This window comes from Vibrio sp. OPT41 (genome assembly GCF_015163595.1).
GTDB lineage: Bacteria > Pseudomonadota > Gammaproteobacteria > Enterobacterales > Vibrionaceae > Vibrio > Vibrio alginolyticus.
In genome coordinates, this window is sequence record NZ_JADDYH010000038.1 from 1 (window position 1) to 20,384 (window position 20,384).

Sequence of the window (20,384 nt, forward strand, 5' to 3'; positions counted from 1 at the left end):
GCGAGGGAGTAATCGCGCTGAGTTCTTTTAGTTGTTGATTTCATAACACTCTCCAATTTTGGGGGTGGAAAGTGTCAACCTTATTTAGGACGGCACAATCAATTAAAACAAAGCGGGAACTGGTACTCCCGCTTTTTTAACATGACCAAACTCTGTTATTTTCTCTGCTTATTGATTTAGGCTAAACCTCGATCACCCACCTCATCTGGCAACTGTTGCAAAAGCCACTCTCTAAAACGCTTGACGCTTGCTGGGATTAAACCTCTATTTTTAGGTTCAAGCATAGAGAAATTGGAAGGTGTTGAAAGCACGTGTTCGACTGGCCTAACTAAAGCACCGCTTTGTAAATAGTCGTCCACTAATGATCCCCAGGCTAACGCGATGCCTGACCATTAATTGCCGCTTGTAACAGCATTGGATAGTTATTGATGTTCATGCGATTACGAGGCGAAATATTTGGCAATCCTACACTCGCAAACCACTGCTCCCAGTTCACCCAATCTCTTTGAGACTCTTCCAGATAGAGTAACGTTTTATTGAAGATTTCTTCTGGCTCATTAGGCTGGCCGATTTTCTCTAAATAAAGCGGACTACACACAGGGAATACTTCTTCAGAAAATAGCGTTGTCACGTCCATTTCTGCAGGTGGAGTGCGACAATAAAACAAGGCGATATCGCAATCTAATCGGCGTAAGTCCAACACATTATCTGAGGCCAATATCCTTATATCGATGTCATCATGTTCATTTTGAAATTGAGCAACCTTAGGCAACAACCACAAGGCTGCCATTGCATTTGTCGTCGCAACCGTGATCTTTTGTTCGCCCTGCCACTTCTTCACTTCACCCGTGATTTGAGCAATATCGAGCAAAGATTGGCTGACAGCTTGATAATATTGAAGACCTGTAGGCGTTAAATTAATGCTTCGATTGGCTCGCGTGAACATAGCCTTGCCTAAGTATTCTTCTAATTGTCTAATTTGGCGACTGATAGCACCTTGGGTCACGTTTAGTTCGTCAGCGGCTAATGTAAAACTCAAGTGCCGCGCCGACGCTTCAAACGCAACGAGGCTATTTAAAGGTGGGAGGGGTTTGATTTTCATGTATCTTCCAGTAAGGCAGTATTGTAATTATTTTTATTCCCGGCAATCTTATGTTGCACGTGGATAATGCCATTCTGGACAACACCCCAAAAACGACAATTTATAAATGATAAAAAATAGAGATGAATCATAAATTGTTGTGAGAGAGACTGCCGTATACAGTTTCGTGGCTACAACGAGCACAAAAAGAGGAGCAGTTACTCCTCTTTTGCCTAGCCTTTTGCTCACTTTCTTCGAGTTAGCCCATTTACCCTATTGCCAATTTAGTGCTCGCGTAACGCGCTTTTTTCTTTCTTGGACTGGCTAAGAAGTACGCCAAAGTAAGGGGGCCTAATCGTCCCATAAACATCATGAAGATGATCACTAACTCACCCGGTTCGGACAAACTGCCCGTTAAGCCTCGCGACAAACCAACCGTACCCAGTGCCGAGACCGCTTCGAACATAATATCTAACATAGACGCTTTCTCTGTCAGTAACAGCGTGAATATGGCAAACCAAGTCACGCCCACCGAGATCAGAGTCAGCGCCAATGCCTTGCTGATGGTCTCTTTGGGAATCTTGCGTTGAAAGGCATAGGTTGCTTCATCGCGACGCAAATAGCTGTAAGTCGCCAAGACTAACACTATAAATGTCACAACTTTAATGCCACTTGCCGTACTCAATGATCCACCGCCGATAAACATCAACACCAGAATGATCGCCGTTGTGGCATCTTCCAACTGATCGATAGCTAAAGTGTTGAACCCTGCCGTTCTTGGCGTCACCGCTTGAAACCACGATGCCCACCATTTCCCTGCTTCGCTCAAAGGGCCAAGCGTGTTGGGGTTATCATATTCAATCAGGTAAATGGCGATAAGTGCCACCACGTTAATGATCACCGTGCCTAAGATCATCATTCGACTGTAAACGGTGAGTCGGTGCCAACGGCGATTGCGTTTTAAGTCAATCCAAACCGAGAAGCCTAAACCACCAATAATGAACAAACTGGTAATGGTGAAGTTAACGACCGGGTCGTCCACGTAAGGCATTAAGCTATCGGCACTCAACGCAAAACCTGCATTGTTAAACGCACTGATGGTGTAGAAGAAACCATGGAACAAACTGGTTTTCCAACCCAGCTCTTCACTCCAATAAACGCTCAAAATAGTGAAACCAATAAGTTCAACGAGCAGAGCGAACATCAATACAGATTTAGCAGTGGCAATGAGTGTCGATGAGTCAGTTTGGTTGAACGCCTCTCTCGCGACGGCTCGCTCCAAAAAGCCAATTTTTCCGCCCAGAGCCAGCAAGGTCACGATGGCAAACGTCATTAAACCTAGGCCACCACATTGAATCAGGAAAGCAATAACCACTTGCCCAAAAGGCGTAAACGCCGTGCCCGTGTCCACCACAACTAATCCCGTCACCGTAATGGCCGATGTCGCAGTAAACAGGCTTTGAATCCAAGTGATGGGCTCTGTGGTGGCAATCGGCAGTTTGAGTAAGACCGTGCCGAGCATGATCAAGCACGCAAAGCTGAGGCTAAGTATTAATGGCGGTGCGCCCAACAATTTTTTGCCCGCTTTGGGTTTTCGCTCGATTGGGATAATAGAGGGATGCCACAAAACCATGTTACACCAACCTTGGAGCGACGTATTTCAGCTCAGCGCGACTACCGCAAAGCAACAGCGTGTCGAACTCATTAAGCACAAACTCATCTTTGATATTGGTGTAGACGGCTTCTTCGCGCTTCACCAATATCGGCTGAATGTTGTAACTACCTCGGCTGATCAACTTAGAAAGCGGTGTATCGTGCAGATTGGATTTAACGTGGATTTCCACCACATACAAACCATGCCCCATTTCCAAATAGTTATTCACCATCGGATAGTTGAGTGCCTGCGCGACTCTTACGCCCATCTCCTCTTCCGGATGAATAATGCGTTGTACACCAAGCTTAGACACGATGGTATGGTGCGCTTTGGTGCTAGCTTTGACCCAAATAGATTTCACACCCAGATTTTTCAGCGCCAGCGTACACAACAAACTGGCTTGCATGTCTTCGCCGATCGCTACCAACACCACATCACTGTTCGCTAACGCTAACTCTCTGAGTGCACCTTCGTCTGTTGCGTCACATATGACCGCTTGCGTTAACTCTTCGACGTATTTTTCGACGATTTTAGGGTCGCTATCCACCCCCGTTACGGTGTGTCCAAGATGAATAAGTTCTAAGCTGGCGGCAACGCCAAATCGCCCTAGACCAATTACTGTAAAGTGAGCCATATCAATACCTAACTGTGTTTTATGTATAGAAAATGCTAATGCGTTAAGGGTTAGACTGGTTTTCCGTCACGGAAAATAGGCAACACGAATCCTGTTCGAGTGCCGATAACCAACACTAAACCTTGGCATTAACGTTGATTAAATTTGGAATTTAGTAGTGCTTGGACGTCTCAAGCACTAAACGATAACCCAGCCCTGGCTCGGTTTTTAATAGCCGCTGTTCGTCAGCACTATCGTTCAGTTTTTTGCGTAGTTGACTCACTAACACGCGTAAGTAGTGAGTGTCTTCGACATGACTTTTTCCCCAAATCACCGCTAGCAAATGAGTTTGCTCAATGAGTTTTCCCGGCTTGAGAATCAACTGTTCAATGAAAGAAAACTCTTTCTTGGTGAGTGGAATTTCCCTCTGATCCAACCAAAATTGGTGAGTACTTTTGATGATTTTGACTCGGCCAGCCACCAGCTCATCAGCGACGGTTTGCTCATCCACCAAATCTCGAACCAGCACTTTGATGCGCGCGATGAGCTCTTTTACGCCAAAAGGCTTGCTCAAGTAATCATTCGCGCCCGCTTCTAAAAGGCGGATTTTTTCCTCTTCTTGATCGCGAGCTGTCAGCACTAGCACTGGCGTTTTATACGTCTGACGAAGCGTAGTGAGAAACTCCGCCCCATCGCCGTCGGGCAAGCCTAAATCTAGCAGAATTACGTGCGGCGAATACGCTTCGAAACACGCTTTGGCTTCTGCAATGGTACTCGCGCCAATGTAATCAAACCCTTCAGCAGACAGCGAAATTCGAATAAAGGTATGAATGCGAGGCTCATCGTCCACAACTAAAACTTTGTAACTCACGCCTGCTCTGCTCCTTGATTGAGTGGAAGTCGAATGCGGATCAGCGTCCCTTCTGATACTGGCATAGATTGAATATATCCATGGTGTGCGGTGATGATACCTTTGGCAACCGCGAGTCCCATTCCGGTGCCTGAATCGGCCGATTTGTTGTTCACACCGGAATAGAAAAGGTTGAATATTTTTTCCGCATCTTCAGCTTTGATGCCAATCCCCATGTCCCGAACATCAATCACGCACGACGAACCCTGCTTAGAAAGTGAAACCTCGACAGATTCATTCTCTGGTGAAAATCGCATGGCATTATCCAGCACATTAAAAATCGCTTGTTCGATGAGCGAACGACTTACTGACAAATAGCCAACGGCATCATCCATATTCATGGATACTTTCTCGGTGTAATTCGGCAAACGAGAAACCGCATCCCGCACAATATTCGCAATAGGCTCATCTTTTTTGGTAATTTTTAATGTGCCGTGTTGGAGCTTAGTCGCCTGTAAGAGGTTCTCTATATATTGATGCAAGCGGTGGCTTTCTGAAGTCGCACTGTCGAGCAATTCTTTGCGCTCTAAGTCATTGAGCTTGGGCATGTACTCGTTGAGTGTGGTCAGTGTTCCAATAATGGTTGCCAACGGCGTGCGTAGGTCATGGGACACCGATAGCAGGATGCTGTTTTGCAGCTTGGTTTGTTTTAATTCTCCCTGCTGGCGACGATAAAGATCCGCAAAGGTGCTGGTGATAAATGCCACCACCATAAACACGACTAAATTAAAAATGTCTTCCGGACGAAACATCTGCAAAGAGTAACGAGGCGTCGTGAAAAAGAAGTTGAAGCTCAACGCTTCGATCACCGCCGCCGCATAAGCGAATCGCGAGTTGCATTGAAACGCCACTACCACGACTGCTAACTGTAAAATCAGCAGGACTGCGGCTGTAGAGCCAAACAGTTGGTCTAACAGCCATGAGACCACAACCGCGCCAACAATCACGGTAGTAGAAAAGAGAAAGGTGTTATCTCGCCATTGAACAAACATAAAATACATCAACCAAAATTCGATGTAGAAAACTTTAGCAAAAGCCCATTCGGAGTTCGCGTAAAAAAAGCGTAAAAAATTCAATAACGACAGTGAGTTATAAACATAATCATCATTAAGTTGGCCTAACTCAATGAATAATCACAAGTTAACGTTGCCCATTAACGCCTACTTACTCGGTATAAACGACAGACACAAAAAAGAGGAGCATTTGCTCCTCTTTCGTGTAGCGTCATATTAGATGACTTGCAGTTGAGCATCACCTTGCTCAGACAAAAAACCGCCGGTTTGATGCTTCCACAACTGAGCGTAAACACCACCCAATTGCAGCAGCTCGTAATGCGAGCCTTGCTCAATGATTTTGCCGTCATCCATTACAATCAAACGATCCATCGCGGCAATCGTTGATAAACGGTGAGCAATCGCAATCACTGTTTTTCCTTCCATCAGAACTTCAAGGTTTTCTTGAATTGCCGATTCTACTTCTGAATCAAGTGCAGACGTTGCTTCATCCATGATCAAAATTGGCGCGTTTTTCAGCAGAACGCGAGCAATCGCCACACGTTGACGCTGACCACCAGACAGCTTCACACCGCGTTCACCCACTTCAACGTCATAACCAACGTTACCTTGCTCGTCTCGTAGAGATTGAATGAAATCATGAGCATGTGCTTTCTCAGCAGCTGCGATAACGGCATCCATTGAAGCATCTGGATCACCGTAAAGAATGTTCTCTTTAATTGAGCGATGTAGCAAAGAGGTGTCTTGCGTGATCATACCGATGTGTTGGCGAAGCGACTCTTGTTCAACTTGAGAAATGTCCTGTCCATCAATACAAATCTTACCGCTATTTACGTCGTAAAAGCGCAGCAACAAGTTGACCAACGTGGATTTACCTGCCCCAGAGCGACCGACAATGCCGACTTTTTCGCCCGGTTTGATAGTCAGATTCAAGTTCTCAAATACTGCCTTCTCATCACTGTAGTTAAAACCTACGTGATCAAAGCAGATCTCACCTTGAGAGATTTGCAAAGGCTTAGCATTTGGTACGTCTTTCACTTCAACATCGTTTGAAATCGTATTAATACCGTCTACTACTGTACCGATGTTTTCAAACAGTGCGCTAACTTCCCACATGATCCACTTCGACATACCTTGTACGCGCAACGCAATACTGATGGCAATCGCAATAGCACCAATTGTTACAGCGTGATCTAGCCATAGATAAACCGAAATGGCACTAATAGACATCAGCAGCAAATAGTTGATGGCATCCACACTAAACAGTAAACAAGTCACCATGCGCATTTGGCGGTAAACCGTCACCAAAAATTGCTTCATGCTGCTTTCTGCGTATTCCAACTCTCGTTGCGAGTGCGCGAATAGCTTTACGGTAGATATGTTGGTGTAAGAATCGACAATGCGCCCAGTCATTACAGAACGAGCATCCGCTTGCTCCGTCGCTACTTGTTTCATTTTAGGGATAAAGTAGAACTGGATAACCGCGTACATTCCTATCCAAATCACAATAGGCAACATTAGCAAACCATCAGCTTCGCCCATCATCCAGAGCATCGAAAGAAAATAAACGCTGATATAAACCAGTACATCCACCAGCTTCATGACCGTTTCTCGTACCGCTAACGCACTTTGCATCACTTTGGTCGCAACTCGGCCTGCAAAGTCACGCTGGAAAAATCCAACCGCTTGTTTTAGCAAGTAACGGTGAATCAACCAACGGATAGACATCGGGTAGTTACCCAATAACGTTTGGTGCATCACCATTGAGTGGACAAAACCGAGAGCTGGCATCACAACCGCCACTAAGAACAGCATCATTAGCATGCGATCACCCTGGTCTTGCCAGAATGTTGCGCGATCTTGATTAGAGAGAATATCGACGAGCTCGCCCATATAACGCAACAGCGTCACCTCAGTAATGGCAATAAGCGCACTGAACACAGCCATAACGAGTAAAGGGGCTTCAAAGCCACGAGTGTAAAAACGACAAAAGCCAAATAGCGTCTTCGGTGGCTTTTCGGTTTCCATCTGGGGAAAGGGTTGGGTCAGCTTTTCAAACCAATTGAACATAACAATGACTTTAGGTACCGCGAATGAATTTGCGAACGTTTTACTATCTTTTGATACAAAAGTCAGTAAAATACCGAAACAAAAGCTCAAATGATAATAATTACAATTAAGCTTAGCGTTAATCATAATTATCGGGAATAGATTTATGCAAAAGAATAACTCACTGACCATCGCTATCCGCAACGCGTTGGTTTGTGCTTTAGCACCTACAGCAGTGGTTGCATTCACAGCACAAGCTCAAGAAGACGTCGTACAAGATGACGTGATTGCCATGGAGACCATAACGGTCACCGCGCAAGCACTTAAAGTAGAAACCCCTGCAGCAGAAACGCCGCGCAGCGTATCTATCATTTCTGAAGATGAACTTCGTGTTCGTGCACCGAAAAAGCTAGATGAAGCATTACGCTACACGTCTGGTGTAACCGCTCAGCCTTATGGCGCAGACAACGACACTGATTGGTTCAAAGTTCGTGGATTTGATGCAGCGACTTACCTAAACGGCAACCGCCTATTCCGCGATGGTTACTACACATGGTTGGTCGAACCTTACGGCCTAGAAAGTGTAGAAGTCGTTAAAGGTCCATCGGCTATTCTGTTTGGTGAATCGGCACCAGGCGGTATCGTGAATGCTGTTCAGAAAAAACCAACGTTTACGCCTCAAGGCGAAGTAAAAGTCGAAGTTGGCAACAACCAACACCAATCCGTAGGTTTTGACATTGCTGACGAAGCAAACGACGCAGGCACTGTGCGCTATCGTTTGGTTGGCTTGATGACAAGCCAAGATGGTGAACTGGACGGCACAAATAACGAGCGTTTCTACCTAGCGCCAAGTGTCGAGTTCGACATTTCTGACCGTACAATGCTGACCGTTTTGGCAACTTACCTTCATGATGACGGTGTACCAACTAACCCATTCTTCCCGGCAGCAGGTACTCTGATTGGTTCTAACTTTGGCAAAATCGATCCTTCGACTAACCTTGGTCAGCCAAACTACGATAAATACGAACGCACGCAGTTTTCTCTAGGTTACTTACTAGAGCACGACATCAATGACACGTGGTCACTCTCGCAAAACCTCAACTACGGTTCGAATGAGTTGTACTTGCGCAGCTCTTACGCGTTCTCAAACAACGATCCAGCGAAAGAAGAGTTAACGCAAGGCATCGTATTCCGTGACGGAAAAAACCAGAGCATCACGTTCGATAACAATGCTGTCGGCAACTGGATGACAGACAACGCAGAGCACACAGTGCTTATCGGTATGGATCTGCAATTCCACAAAACCGATGGCGACGAGCAAGACAACTATGCATTTGGCACTATCAACCCGTGGAACCCAGTTTACGGCAACTTCACCCCTCTTGATCCTGCCAACAACGTGAAACGTGAGATTGAGAAATCTCAAGCAAGTCTCTATTCACAATACCAATTGAAACTGCATGAACAGTGGATTGGTAACATAGGTGCTCGTTACGACTGGGTGAAAACAGAAAACTCTGGCAAGGGCGCTACCGTTGATCAAAGTGAATCTCGTGATGATGGTCAGCTCTCTCTAAGTGCGGGTGTGATGTACCTTGCAAACAATGGCCTGTCACCTTACGCAAACTACTCTCAGTCGTTTGAAGTGATCAGCACTATTGATGCGGCAACCAATGAACTTTACAAACCGCTGGAAGGCGAGCAAGTAGAAGTGGGTGTAAAGTATGAGCCAAGCTTTATGGATGGCTTTATCAACCTTGCATGGTTCGACATCACGCAAAAGAACGCGTTGGTCACTAACCCATCAACATGGATTGCGACACAAACAGGTGAAGTGACATCTCAAGGTATTGAGCTAGAAAGCACGGCGCAGCTAACCGACGATCTAAAACTGATGGCAAGCTACACCTACACTAAAGCGAAAACAGATGAGAGCTTTGGCCAAGGTAAAAAACAAGCCGCACTTATTCCTGAGCATCAAGCGTCTGCATGGGTAGACTACAGCGCCTACAGCCTGATTCCAGGCCTCAATATCGGTACTGGTGTGCGCTACGTAGGTGAGTCAAAAGATAACCCTAAGAGCTCGAACCTAACGGTTCCTTCTGTCACTCTTTGGGATGCGTCAGTCACTTACGACATCACTTCACAGTGGCAAGCACAGCTAAACGTGAACAACATCCTAGATAAAGAGTTTGTTTCAGGTTGCGATTACTGGTGTTACTACGGCCAGTCTCGCTCTGTTATGCTAAACGCAAACTACCGCTGGTAATTGTACTTCTACTCCCCTCTATTGAGGGGAGTTTTCTCCTAAGAGCCATCCATGTTTCAACTGTCTAATATTGAGATCGTGCGAGGTGGACGTCAGATCCTCGGCATCGAACAACTTAACATCCCAACAAATGAGCTAACGGTCGTTTTAGGCCATAACGGTTCAGGTAAGTCGACACTGGTGAACCTGCTTTCTGGTCAAATGCCACCAGATAAAGGCACGGTAACACTAAACGATACTTCCCTTTCATCACTCAAAACCAAAGAGTTGGCAAAACAGATCGCCTATTTGCCACAAAAGCTGCCCTCTTCGGCTGGTTTAACGGTAGAAGAGCTAGTGCGCTTAGGTCGCTTTCCGTGGCGTGGGGCACTTGGTCGTTGGAAAGCTGAAGACAAACAGATCATCACGCAGGCTATGGAACGAACAGGGGTTACACCTTTTGCTCAAGCTTTGGCGGATGACTTATCGGGCGGCGAGCGCCAACGTGCTTGGGTGTCTATGCTACTGGCTCAACAATCGCCAATTTTAATTCTCGATGAGCCAACCTCGGCGCTCGATGTTCACCATCAGTTTCAACTAATGGCGCTGCTGGCAGAACTGAATCGAACCGAGAATGTAGGCATTATCGTGATCCTGCACGATCTGAACTTAGCACTGCGCTACGCCACCCACATTGTTGCGCTCAAAAAAGGTAAGATTGCCTTTGAAGGCAACGCCGACATGTTGTTAGACGAGGCACGCCTTTCTAAACTATATGAGTCACCAATTAAGCTGATTGAACACCCAAGCCCGGCTAACACATTAGCGAGCCAAAAGGTGGCTGTTGTATGCGCATAATAGCTCGTTTACTTACTGTGGTTACACAATCTGCTTTTCTCCTCGCATTTTTTATGACCAATGCACATGCAGTCATCACCGTTACCGATGAATATGGCGAGCATAGTTTTGAGCAAGCGCCTCAACGCGTTGTAGCCTTAAACTGGGACATCTTAGAACAAGTTTTGGCGCTAAACGTAGAACCAATCGCAGCCCCAAATTTACCAGGCTACCGCCAATGGGTCGTCAATCCAACTGCACCAGAGTCAATTGAAGATATTGGAACCCGAGCAGAACCCAACTTAGAAAAAATAGCCAGTTTGAAACCAGATGTCATCCTTGCTGCATCTCCACAGCAAGACTTGATTCCGTTACTCAAACAAATTGCTCCGGTAATCTATTTACCTAATTTTTCTGAAAATGAGGCCGCAGCTGAAACGGCCATTCGTCACTTTCGTACGCTCAGCAAGCTATTCAATAAAGAGGCACTTGCTGAACAGAAACTGGCAGAATTAGATGCTTCATTTGCGCAGATGCGCCAGCGAATTCGCCACTATTACTCTGCTCCACTCAGCGTTCTTGTGATGCGATTTTCAACTCCGAATACTGTATTACTTGCAACCGAAAACTCCACCACTGACTACGTGGTTAGAAAACTGGGATTACAGGCTCCAATTAAAGAGGACCCACGAGCGTGGGGAGTAAAGCAAGATCGAATCAATCGGCTTCAGGGCCTTCAAAACAGCTACGTTCTCTACGTACAACCTTTCCCAGAAGAACGAAAACTGAAAGAGTCGCCACTTTGGCAAGCGATGCCGTTTGTGAAACAGCAGCGGGTAAATTCAGTCAGAGCAGTGTGGGCGTATGGCGGTGCCATGTCTTTGCAATACACCGCTGAAGCGATTACCGACAGTCTAATAGAGTTGGCACCAGAACAATGAGAACGAAACATTATATTGGTTATCTGGCGCTGATTACGTTACTTAGCGTCTTTAGCCTACAAATTGATACTAATTTATCACTTTTCGAACAATGGCAATTATTAACAAAACCAGAGGTAGCAACCGAGTTTCGTGACGTATTCTTTACGCAAGCGCAACTTCCTAGGTTAAGTATGACCCTGCTTGTTGGTGCCATGCTTGGTCTCACCGGCAGCTTAATGCAGCAATTAACGCAGAATAACCTCACCTCGCCGTTGACTCTTGGCACCTCTTCTGGTGCTTGGCTTGCATTAGTCGTGGTAAACATTTGGTTCGTCGATTGGGTAGCCGATTACTCTGCATTAGCCGCAATGGTGGGGGCTTTAGTGGCGTTTGGCCTGATCGTATCAATTGCAGGCGTGCGTAATATGACAGGTTTGCCGCTGGTCGTTTCGGGGATGGTGATCAATATCTTGCTTGGTTCTATCGCCACAGCCATTATTATTTTAAATGCCCAGTTCGCACAGAATATTTTTATGTGGGGAGCCGGAGACCTTTCTCAATACAGCTGGGATTGGTTTGAGTGGTTATTGCCTCGCTGCGCTATCGCAATCGTAATTTTGATCGTCGCACCACGTATTCTGACCTTAATGAAACTAGGACAAGAAGGCGCAGCAGCCCGAGGCTTAGCGGTATTACCCGCGTTTGGTGCGTTAATGGTGATGGGTATTTGGCTGGTATCTGCCTCAATCACCGCAGTTGGCATTATCAGCTTCATCGGATTACTGACACCCAATATTGCCAGAGCGATGGGGGCAAGAACACCGCGCGACGAATTGATCAGCAGCATGCTTTTGGGCGCAATGCTACTAATCATCACAGACTCTGCCGCTATCTCGCTGAGCTTATGGTTAGAGGAAACCATTCCTAGCGGCGTAGCGGCTGCAGCTATTGGCGCTCCCGCTTTAATTTGGTTTACTCGTAAAAAGCTGACGGCAACCGATCAACTTAACCTTTCAATGAGCCAAGGAAAAACGGCGCTTTCTAAACGCGCGGTATGCAGCATTGCGCTATTCAGTCTGGTTGGGATTCTAGCTTACTCATTCGTTACCCATGGTATAAACGGAATTCAATGGTCTGTGCCAGGTGAGTTCCAATGGCAATTGCGTTGGCCGCGAATGTTAACCGCACTTTCTGTCGGTATTGCGCTATCCGTTGCCGGAATCATTTTGCAACGCATTGTTTATAACCCTCTGGCAAGTCCCGATATTCTCGGTGTGTCTTCCGGAGCCACGTTTGCCATTATTACGACAGGAGTCATCGCTGGGTCGCTTCTCTCCGCATTTAGCTGGGGTATCGCTTTTTTCGGAAGTATGTCCGTATTGATGTTATTGCTGATTATCGGTAAACGAAGCCATTTTAATCCATCTAACTTCGTGTTGTCCGGCATCGCACTAACGGCACTACTAGAAGCTCTTGTTCAATTTTCGCTAGCTCAAGGTTCTGGTGACAGTTACAAAATTTTATTGTGGTTAACTGGTTCAATTTATCGAGTCACAGCCGACACCGCACTGATGTTATGTTTGGCCATAATAGTTCTGCTTGCCGCTGTATTCTCGATTTCTCGTTGGCTAACACTAATTTCCATCGGGCGACAATTCTCAAATGCACGAGGGCTTAACCCTACCGTAGCCAATACGCTTATGCTCACCATCGTTGCTTTGTTATGCGCCTTTTCTACCGCTACAGTTGGTCCAATATCTTTTGTTGGCTTGGTCGCTCCCCATATGGCGATGATGTTAGGAGCAAGAAAAGTGAAAGAGCAACTGTGTGTCGGTGCCTTAATTGGCGCAACCCTAATGTTGTGGGCAGATTGGCTAGGACAAATCGCTATTTATCCAAGTCAGGTCGCAGCTGGCACGTTGGTCGCTATTATAGGCAGCACTTACTTCCTATTTTTAATGCTGAAGAGTAAGTTCAGCTAAGTTGGGAATATTGTTACAGCCTAAAAATACGCTAAGAAAAACAAACCCCGCTATTTTGATAGCGGGGTTTGAAATTAAAGGCGAAGTACGATGCTCTATTCTTCTCGCACTACAGGAAAACGTTGCTCATAAAGTTCCATAAAGTCCTTACGAATTAAGTGCTCTAAGTGGTTCGCTTTATCGGTTGGGCAGAAAATCATCACGTGCAGAATTTGTTCACCATTAATGTTGCTAGAAATATGCATATGTGGCTCAGAACCAGGAAGGTCAACACCGGCATGTTTTTCAATCATCGCATTGTAACGATGTGCAACATCAGCAAAGTAACTGCAATGTTCTTCAATTTTATCAGTTAAAATCGGTAACAGTGGATACAAATTGACGAAGTCTTTCACCACTACAGAAAAGTTGTGGTAAACGTACCGCTTCATGAAGTTGAGGTTCTTTACTGGATAGGTAAAGAACATACTATTAGGCAATGTCGCTGTTTTGCCGGTGTAATGATATTGCCCGTGATGCAGGTCGATCTCTTGAATCACCGTCGCCATCATATTGTGCTCAATCACTTCACCACACAACTTTCCGACCTCAATCCAGTCTCCAACGCGAAAAGAACGCGAACTTGCTCTTTGAATCGAACCCGTAAAACACAAAATGATTTCTTTGGATGCCACTACAATGGCAACGGCAATCGCCGTTACACTCAGAGCAAACTCGTTAATTTCTGATTGCCATAAAATAAATAAAATCAGTAATGTAACAGCAAAGGTGCCATTTTTAGTTCTGGACATCCAACTACGCTGATCTTCTGAGAGAAAAGCGTGATCACCACGAATCATCGATAAAATTGCACGACGAATTAACCACATAATCGCAAAGATCAGTGCGGTAAAAATCAATTTATGAGTGAGAAGAAAATCGACAACTAACTGCACTTTCTCCATTCCACGGCTCCCTCGAATAAAAATACGGCCCAGTAACAGCTAACGATAACAAATTATTTTGTCTGTTGTCCGTGCTCACTCAAGTCTTTTTGAAATTACTCCTCTCTGAAGGCGCGATTCATGCTTTCTGTAATTGGCTTTATTAGGTAGCTCAATGGCGTTCGTGGCTCAGATAAAATAAGCACTTCGGCATTCATGCCTGAGGTTAAACGATGTTTTGTCACATCTTCCGGTGAAATTGCAATTCTAGCGAGATAAAAATCTTCTTGGTTTTCTTGCGAGAGCTTATCGGCAGAAATCGTCAGCACAGTACCGTCTAAAGGTGCCAACGTCCGTGCATTCAGAGCGGTCAGACGAACATGCGCTTGCTGGCCTGGATTCACTAAATCAATATCCTGAGGATTAACACGAGCCTCGACTAACAACTTATCGTCTTGCGGGACCAGTTCTAGTAACGTTTCACCCGAGCCAATCACACCTTTTTCGGTAAACACTTGCATGTTGACTACGCGACCAGAAATAGGTGCGTTGATCGTTGTTCTTGCGACAATATCTTGAGCGGAGCGATATTCTTCCCGAATTGCGACAATTTCCGTTTTGGTATTTCGTAGTTCCTCGACAATCTCATTCAGCCTTTCAAGCTTCAACTCTTCAATTTGCGCTAGGTTCTCATCTAACCTTTTTCTAACGGTGAGCGACTGCCTATCTAACTGGCTTAAGGTACTTCTCACCTCCGCTGCTAAGCGCTTGAGTTGAAGTAAAGTAGATTTTCCCGAGAAACCTTTTTGCACCAAGGCTTGGTTGCTGTCTATTTCTTCAGCAATAAAGTTGAGCCGTTCCGTCTCAATCACTTTGGTTTGCTGAAGGTTTTCAAGCTCTAAATTTGCTCCAGAAATACTCTGCTCAATGATACTCAGTTTACTATCAAAGAATCGCTTTCTCGCTTCAAAGATCTTGTTTTGAACCAGTTGTGCTTCTTGTACGATATCGACACGGGGAATGCTTTCAAGATCATCAGACCATACAATCGTTGGAAGCTCATCAAGCTCCGCACTTAAACGGTTTTCCTTTGCTAGAGTATGGATAAAACGACCACTTAACGAGTCCAACTTAGCCATAGCTTGACGCTTAGAAAGTTGAATTAATAACTGACCTTTTTCGACTAAATCCCCTTCCTGTACATATAGCTTTTCAATAATACCGCCTTCTAAATGCTGAATTTCTTGTCGCTTAGTGAGAACTGACAAATCACCATAAGCAATCGCTGCACTTTCTAATTTGGCTGTTGCAGCCCAGTAGCCAAGGCCTCCAAGAAAAACACTTAAGGTCACCACACCGAGTAAAATTGGTTTTCGAAAGTTTAGTCTCGCTTTGGGGCTAAAACGATATACGATCTCGGTAGAACTCTGATTAACGGTTGGCAGTTGATTGCTCATTTCTTACCCTTGGGATATCTGTTCTTTCTTCGCCCATCAAACGTTTTAATACTTCATCTTTAGCGCCGTATAACTTGACTCGGCCGTCAGCCAAATACAAGAGCCTATCCATTTGTCGTAACGTGCTCGGATTGTGAGCAATGACGATAATCGTTGTACTCTGTGCTTTTAAATGGGCAATCAAACGTTGATACGCAGCCTCTCCCTCACCATCGAGGTTGGCATTCGCTTCATCGAAAATCACAATAGAAGGGTCGCCATAAACGGCTCTTGCAAGAGCGATTCTCTGCCTTTCCCCCCCAGATAAACCACGGCCATTTTCACCAATAATGCAATCATAGCCTTTGTTTTTCTTGAGTATTAATTCATGACATCCTGCTAGTTGAGCCGCCTTGATGACTTTAGCGGGGTCTTCTTCTTTAAAGCGCGCGATGTTCTCTCGAATTGTGCCAGGAAATAACTCCACCTCTTGAGCGAGATACCCAAAATGCACGCCGCGATCTTCAGATGCCCATACGGAGACTTCCATTCCATCAAGAGTCACTTTACCCGCTAATGGCTTAACCGTACCTAATAACAGCCGAGCAAACGTCGATTTACCCGTACCAGAAGGGCCAATCACCCCAACAGCAACACCCGGAGGAATCGATAAGCTGAGCGATGAGAGCACTGGTTCGGTTGCTCCAGGATGGCGATAGGCCAGTCCGGTAAGCTCATAGTGTCCTTTTGGTTTAGGCAGTGGCATATCTGATTCATCTTGGCGCACGATCGCATCGATTTCTTTCAACCTTTTATAGGCGCCTTTAGCAGACATCGCGCTTCGCCACGTGCCTATCGCCTGCTCCATCGGCGATAATGCCCGACTCATTAATATGGAGCTCGCGATCATCGCCCCTGCCGTTATCTCATGTTGGATAACTAACCATGCACCACCTCCCAGTAAAAATATCTGTAATGAGCCACGCACAAACTTAGAAAAGTTAGCCATGTAGATAGACTTACCTGCAACTCGCTCTTCAAGCACATTCACTTCGCTCACGCGCGACTGCCACTTCTCTAAAAATGCATTCATCATCCCCATTGCGAGAATTGAATTGGAGTTTTGCGTGGCTAATTCTGCGTTGTTGATATGAGAAATCGCTCTGACTTCGCTCTCTTGCATTGTTTTACGCGTCATTAGCTCATTAAGCAGACCTAGGCTAAACAATACGATAGATCCAAGTAACGCGATGTGACCTAGTATCGGGTGCAATAAATACACAAATAAAATAAATAGCGGTGTCCAGGGCGCATCCAACAGTGGATAAGGTGCTTGACTGCTCAAAAAGCTTTTGATGTTCTGAATGTCTCTCAGAGTTTGCGAGGTATAACTCTTCCCAGTATGTGATTGATATTGAATCGTGCGCTTGAGCATGAAAGCGGAGAGTTTTGTGTCCATCCAATAACCAAAAGATTTACTCATTTGTGCTCGTGCAATGTCGATGATGGACATGGTTAACAGCGCGACAATTACGATGACAGTGAGCAAGAATAAAGTATCGGTTGAGTAGGAGGATATAACTCGGTTGTACACTTGAAGCATGTACAACGGAATCGAGAGAACCAATAAGTTGATAAAAAGGCTAAAAACGATCAGCAAGCCCGCAAGCGTGCATAGTTTTTGTTTCACTTCTTTGAAAACCGTTTTTTGCACGACTACTTCCGTTTAACGTGAAAATTGTAGGCGCCAGAAATACTAGCGCCTAGCTTAAGGTAACCTCAAATCGCTCTAGAGTGTCCGATTAGTTCACCTCAGCATGGCAGAGCCACGCAAACTAATTCCCATCCAGAGTTATTTTCAGTCGTTTAGATTACGAACAGATCTGCACCATAGGTGTTGATGTCAGTTTCAGTCACGCCAATAAGTTTCACTGTTAGATCAGCCCCATCGGTAAACACTGCATTCCCAACTGCATCGTAGCTAAAGCTTAAATCACCAAAGTCAGTGACAGAGTCGCTAATGATGTGCAAAGAGTCTTCACCAATGGTGAAATCAACAACTTTGGCTTCGCCATGGCCACCAAACTTATCCGTGAACACAAACTTATCGCCATTGCTGCCGCCAACTAAAACGTTGTCACCAGAACCAGCAACAAGAATATCTTCACCGACACCACCATTTAATTTATTGTCACCCAACAAACCCAACAGCAAGTCATTACCGGTACCACCGCCGAGGTAGTCGTTTCCTGTACCAGCCCTAAGGATGTCATCTCCAGCACCACCAGTTAGGCGATCGTCGCCGTCGCCGCCGATCACATAATCATTACCGCCACCGCCAACAAACGAGTCATTACCACCAAAACCGATAAACAAATCATCGCCGCCATCGAAATCAGCAAATTGGTTATTTACACCTGCATCGCCTAAATACGTGTCATTGTCACTTGCGCTCATTTTTATTCCCTCTTAGCTTATTAATTGAATAGACCTTCTGTTCCACGTCTGACTAGATTCGTCACGACATGAGAAGTCTAATAGTCAACTGAATAGGAATAAGTTTGAATATGGGATGATATTTCAGACTGACATTTTAATAATAAATATAAAATTTAGTACTTTATAGAGTATTTTCTTTTTATTACAGCAAGTTAATACTAGTACTACAGGTTTCTCTTAGCCCAACTTGTAGCTTGCGTACGGTTCTTTACTTCTAACTTTCTAAAAATATTGTATAGATGTGATTTAATAGTATGCTCGCTGATAAATAAAGAATCAGCGATTTCCATATTTGAACCACCTTCTTTCAACATTTTTAAAACCTGAACTTCACGCCGAGTAAGCTCAACCTCAATAGCAGGTTCGATAATGCTATTTACTTCTCTGCCTCGATAATAATTTACTAGCTGATCAAGTAATCTTCGAGACAGCCAATTATCCCCTTTTATTATTGCTTTTAATCCCTGACAAACCTTGTCCATTGAATCTCCTGGACCAAATATACCTTTTACATGAGGCCAAGAAGCGAGTTCTTCTGTGTCTAAGTCATAACCTAGATTAAGCATTATGGTTCCTAGCACTTTATTACTATCTTTTAAATAAACTAAAGTTTCGGAAGGAATCTCAACTGAAAAATCAACAAGCAAAAAGTAGCGTTCCGGAATGAGTTCATGATAACTAGGGTTTTTAGTATCAATGATCGTTATTTTAGTTTCTGTATTTTTAGAAAGCATTTCCTTAAAGTTTTCACTCTGTAAACTTTGTTGAGTGAGCATTAGGATTTCAGGCTTTTCCATATACTGTTCCATAATGTTTCTCATACTTTCAGTGACTTAACATTCTTAAATTAGTAGTTAATCGTCAGCACTTAGTTTGATATGTAAGTGCTAGTTCACAGAGTAAAGTTATTTGCTACTTTTTTAAATTCTAAAGTTATTAAAAAGAGAACCAAAAAAAGTGTTTCTCATAAAAGAAACACTTTTAACACATTCAGGTCACAGAAATTATTAAGAGTTTACTAAATTAGGCAACCTAATATTGCAATAGCATTACACCGTTAACGAGTTGTCTGAAATATTTTCCTTTGCCCAAATAAGTGCTTGAACTCTATTTTTCACATCAATCTTCTTGAAAATATTATGTAAATGCGTTTTTACCGTATTCTCGCTGACAAATAATTGTTCGGCGATTTGTTGATTGGACGCCCCCATGGAAAGAAAGGTAATTATTTGTTGCTCTCGTTTGGTCAGAATAGCGGAAACATTCTTATTTATAGGTTTGCAATGTCGACGAAGGTAAGTAATGTACTGCTGAGAAAACTTACGGCTGAACCACATATCTCCTTGAAGCACCTTACCAATACCAACTTGCAACGTTTTTATATCATCAGAGGTATAGAAAATACCGGCCAAAGTACGCCAAGCAAAGAGATCTTCTGTCGATATGGATTGCTCACAATTAATTAAGATTTCAAGCGTGTCTTTCTGCTTGGCCGCTTTAAACTCCGCATAACGGCGAAAAATTTCATCCGTGATCACGCTGCAATCAACAATAATGGCTGATGCAAGAGATTCATGTAACACTCCGTGAATCAGATTATCTGGCGTGATTAGAGCAACACTAATACCGAGTTTGGTCTCCAATACATCTTTCAACAGAGATGACTGTAGACTTCCCTCCGTGATTAAAATAACGTTTCTTTTTTTTTGCTGCTCCATCCTGATCGCATTCCCTTGGTCGTTTTTATTGAAATACGCAATAGATTTAGATAGAGCGGTAGTATTGTCAAGTATGAAAATCACTAGTACTAATTAATAACTCATTGAAGTGTCAATAATTTTTAAGTGGCAAGTATGTGAGAGGTATTAGCATTTTTCACACATTAAAAAAGGGAGTATAAACTCCCTTTTTGTGTTTGAGCAGGTGATTTAATCACGCACGTTAGAGGCAAAACACCACCTAACTTAGTGGATTGGAACTGCGTTTTTTTGGTTAAACTTACCAAAGTGTTGTTCTAACACTTCTGGCGTCAGCTTACCTTCCGCTTCCAGCTTTTTCAGCTCAGCGACGATCGCTTTTTGCTCTTCTAGCGACGGCAGTTTTACTTCTGGCTCCTGAGCGGTTTCTTGAGAAATTTGCTCTAGTTCTTTTTCGAAGTCATTCATAGTACTTACCTAAAATTAATGATTGAACTTTTAAACTTCGCCTATTCTATC

The 20,384-nt window shown here is 44.4% G+C and carries 17 protein-coding genes; 4 read left to right on the forward strand and 13 right to left on the reverse strand.

Annotated elements, in window-relative coordinates; all coding sequences use genetic code 11:
- Positions 1–373 precede the first annotated feature (373 nt).
- From IQP38_RS16165 to IQP38_RS16190, 6 genes are all read right to left on the reverse strand, one after another.
- Positions 374–1,102 (reverse strand): LysR substrate-binding domain-containing protein, encoded by a 729-nt coding sequence (locus IQP38_RS16165; RefSeq protein WP_228010093.1) that lies wholly within the window; start codon positions 1,100–1,102, stop codon positions 374–376.
- 247 nt (positions 1,103–1,349) lie between these two features.
- Positions 1,350–2,714, reverse strand: a complete 1,365-nt coding sequence (locus tag IQP38_RS16170) for a TrkH family potassium uptake protein (protein WP_005375181.1) — start codon at positions 2,712–2,714, stop codon at positions 1,350–1,352.
- 1 nt (position 2,715) lies between these two features.
- Positions 2,716–3,369, reverse strand: a complete 654-nt coding sequence (locus IQP38_RS16175) for a potassium channel family protein (RefSeq protein WP_069545947.1) — start codon at positions 3,367–3,369, stop codon at positions 2,716–2,718.
- Positions 3,370–3,520: 151 nt separating this feature from the next.
- The gene (locus IQP38_RS16180; protein WP_054576620.1) at positions 3,521–4,219 is read right to left on the reverse strand and encodes a response regulator transcription factor; all 699 of its coding nucleotides are present in this window, start codon (positions 4,217–4,219) and stop codon (positions 3,521–3,523) included.
- Positions 4,216–5,250, reverse strand: a complete 1,035-nt coding sequence (locus IQP38_RS16185) for a DUF4118 domain-containing protein (protein ID WP_054576626.1) — start codon at positions 5,248–5,250, stop codon at positions 4,216–4,218. The genes IQP38_RS16180 and IQP38_RS16185 overlap by 4 nt, the downstream gene beginning before the upstream one ends.
- 237 nt (positions 5,251–5,487) lie before the next feature.
- Positions 5,488–7,341, reverse strand: coding sequence for an ABC transporter ATP-binding protein (locus IQP38_RS16190; protein ID WP_042521744.1), 1,854 nt, complete (start codon positions 7,339–7,341; stop codon positions 5,488–5,490).
- Positions 7,342–7,486: 145 nt separating this feature from the next.
- Here IQP38_RS16190 and IQP38_RS16195 point away from each other — a divergent pair, with 145 nt between their 5' ends.
- From IQP38_RS16195 to fhuB, 4 genes are read left to right on the forward strand one after another with little or no spacing between them, the layout of a single operon-like run.
- Positions 7,487–9,589: a TonB-dependent siderophore receptor gene (locus IQP38_RS16195; RefSeq protein ID WP_025768541.1), complete on the forward strand. Its 2,103-nt coding sequence runs from the start codon at positions 7,487–7,489 to the stop codon at positions 9,587–9,589.
- 51 nt (positions 9,590–9,640) lie between these two features.
- Positions 9,641–10,426 carry an ABC transporter ATP-binding protein gene (locus tag IQP38_RS16200; RefSeq protein WP_017635311.1) on the forward strand — a complete coding sequence of 262 codons (786 nt, stop codon included), beginning with the start codon at positions 9,641–9,643 and terminating at the stop codon, positions 10,424–10,426.
- Positions 10,417–11,346, forward strand: a complete 930-nt coding sequence (locus IQP38_RS16205) for an iron-siderophore ABC transporter substrate-binding protein (RefSeq protein WP_054574938.1) — start codon at positions 10,417–10,419, stop codon at positions 11,344–11,346. Before IQP38_RS16200 ends, IQP38_RS16205 begins: the two co-directional genes overlap by 10 nt.
- Positions 11,343–13,310 (forward strand): Fe(3+)-hydroxamate ABC transporter permease FhuB, encoded by a 1,968-nt coding sequence (gene fhuB / locus IQP38_RS16210; RefSeq protein WP_047103935.1) that lies wholly within the window; start codon positions 11,343–11,345, stop codon positions 13,308–13,310. The genes IQP38_RS16205 and fhuB overlap by 4 nt, the downstream gene beginning before the upstream one ends.
- Before the next feature lie 95 nt (positions 13,311–13,405).
- On the opposite strand, the gene IQP38_RS16215 is transcribed toward fhuB, so the two are convergent.
- From IQP38_RS16215 to IQP38_RS16245, 7 genes are all read right to left on the reverse strand, one after another.
- A complete protein-coding gene (locus IQP38_RS16215) occupies positions 13,406–14,254 on the reverse strand; it encodes a mechanosensitive ion channel family protein (protein WP_005375171.1) in 849 nt (282 codons plus the stop codon).
- A gap of 95 nt (positions 14,255–14,349) precedes the next feature.
- Positions 14,350–15,690, reverse strand: a complete 1,341-nt coding sequence (locus tag IQP38_RS16220; protein WP_005375170.1) for an HlyD family type I secretion periplasmic adaptor subunit — start codon at positions 15,688–15,690, stop codon at positions 14,350–14,352.
- On the reverse strand, positions 15,665–17,383 hold the full coding sequence (locus IQP38_RS16225; RefSeq protein WP_042521608.1) for a type I secretion system permease/ATPase: 1,719 nt from the start codon (positions 17,381–17,383) through the stop codon (positions 15,665–15,667). Before IQP38_RS16225 ends, IQP38_RS16220 begins: the two co-directional genes overlap by 26 nt.
- A gap of 152 nt (positions 17,384–17,535) precedes the next feature.
- Complete coding sequence (locus tag IQP38_RS16230; RefSeq protein ID WP_005375168.1) at positions 17,536–18,126, reverse strand: calcium-binding protein; 591 nt, start codon at positions 18,124–18,126, stop codon at positions 17,536–17,538.
- Between the two features lie 206 nt (positions 18,127–18,332).
- Positions 18,333–18,989 (reverse strand): LuxR C-terminal-related transcriptional regulator, encoded by a 657-nt coding sequence (locus IQP38_RS16235; protein WP_031777174.1) that lies wholly within the window; start codon positions 18,987–18,989, stop codon positions 18,333–18,335.
- 228 nt (positions 18,990–19,217) lie between these two features.
- Complete coding sequence (locus tag IQP38_RS16240; protein ID WP_021707603.1) at positions 19,218–19,886, reverse strand: LuxR C-terminal-related transcriptional regulator; 669 nt, start codon at positions 19,884–19,886, stop codon at positions 19,218–19,220.
- 246 nt (positions 19,887–20,132) lie between these two features.
- Positions 20,133–20,333, reverse strand: coding sequence for a restriction endonuclease subunit S (locus IQP38_RS16245; RefSeq protein WP_005375165.1), 201 nt, complete (start codon positions 20,331–20,333; stop codon positions 20,133–20,135).
- Positions 20,334–20,384 lie beyond the last annotated feature (51 nt).

Bases quoted from the DNA above. Each gene is read 5' to 3' on its own strand.
- IQP38_RS16190 (WP_042521744.1), bottom strand. From the start codon at position 7,341: ATGTTCAATTGGTTTGAAAAGCTGACCCAACCCTTTCCCCAGATGGAA.
- IQP38_RS16240 (WP_021707603.1), bottom strand. From the start codon at position 19,886: ATGGAGCAGCAAAAAAAAAGAAACGTTATTTTAATCACGGAGGGAAGT.
- IQP38_RS16195 (WP_025768541.1), top strand. From the start codon at position 7,487: ATGCAAAAGAATAACTCACTGACCATCGCTATCCGCAACGCGTTGGTT.
- IQP38_RS16200 (WP_017635311.1), top strand. From the start codon at position 9,641: ATGTTTCAACTGTCTAATATTGAGATCGTGCGAGGTGGACGTCAGATC.
- IQP38_RS16185 (WP_054576626.1), bottom strand. From the start codon at position 5,250: ATGTTTGTTCAATGGCGAGATAACACCTTTCTCTTTTCTACTACCGTG.
- fhuB (WP_047103935.1), top strand. From the start codon at position 11,343: ATGAGAACGAAACATTATATTGGTTATCTGGCGCTGATTACGTTACTT.
- IQP38_RS16215 (WP_005375171.1), bottom strand. From the start codon at position 14,254: ATGGAGAAAGTGCAGTTAGTTGTCGATTTTCTTCTCACTCATAAATTG.
- IQP38_RS16165 (WP_228010093.1), bottom strand. From the start codon at position 1,102: ATGAAAATCAAACCCCTCCCACCTTTAAATAGCCTCGTTGCGTTTGAA.
- IQP38_RS16245 (WP_005375165.1), bottom strand. From the start codon at position 20,333: ATGAATGACTTCGAAAAAGAACTAGAGCAAATTTCTCAAGAAACCGCT.
- IQP38_RS16175 (WP_069545947.1), bottom strand. From the start codon at position 3,369: ATGGCTCACTTTACAGTAATTGGTCTAGGGCGATTTGGCGTTGCCGCC.
- IQP38_RS16230 (WP_005375168.1), bottom strand. From the start codon at position 18,126: ATGAGCGCAAGTGACAATGACACGTATTTAGGCGATGCAGGTGTAAAT.
- IQP38_RS16170 (WP_005375181.1), bottom strand. From the start codon at position 2,714: ATGGTTTTGTGGCATCCCTCTATTATCCCAATCGAGCGAAAACCCAAA.
- IQP38_RS16220 (WP_005375170.1), bottom strand. From the start codon at position 15,690: ATGAGCAATCAACTGCCAACCGTTAATCAGAGTTCTACCGAGATCGTA.
- IQP38_RS16235 (WP_031777174.1), bottom strand. From the start codon at position 18,989: ATGAGAAACATTATGGAACAGTATATGGAAAAGCCTGAAATCCTAATG.
- IQP38_RS16205 (WP_054574938.1), top strand. From the start codon at position 10,417: ATGCGCATAATAGCTCGTTTACTTACTGTGGTTACACAATCTGCTTTT.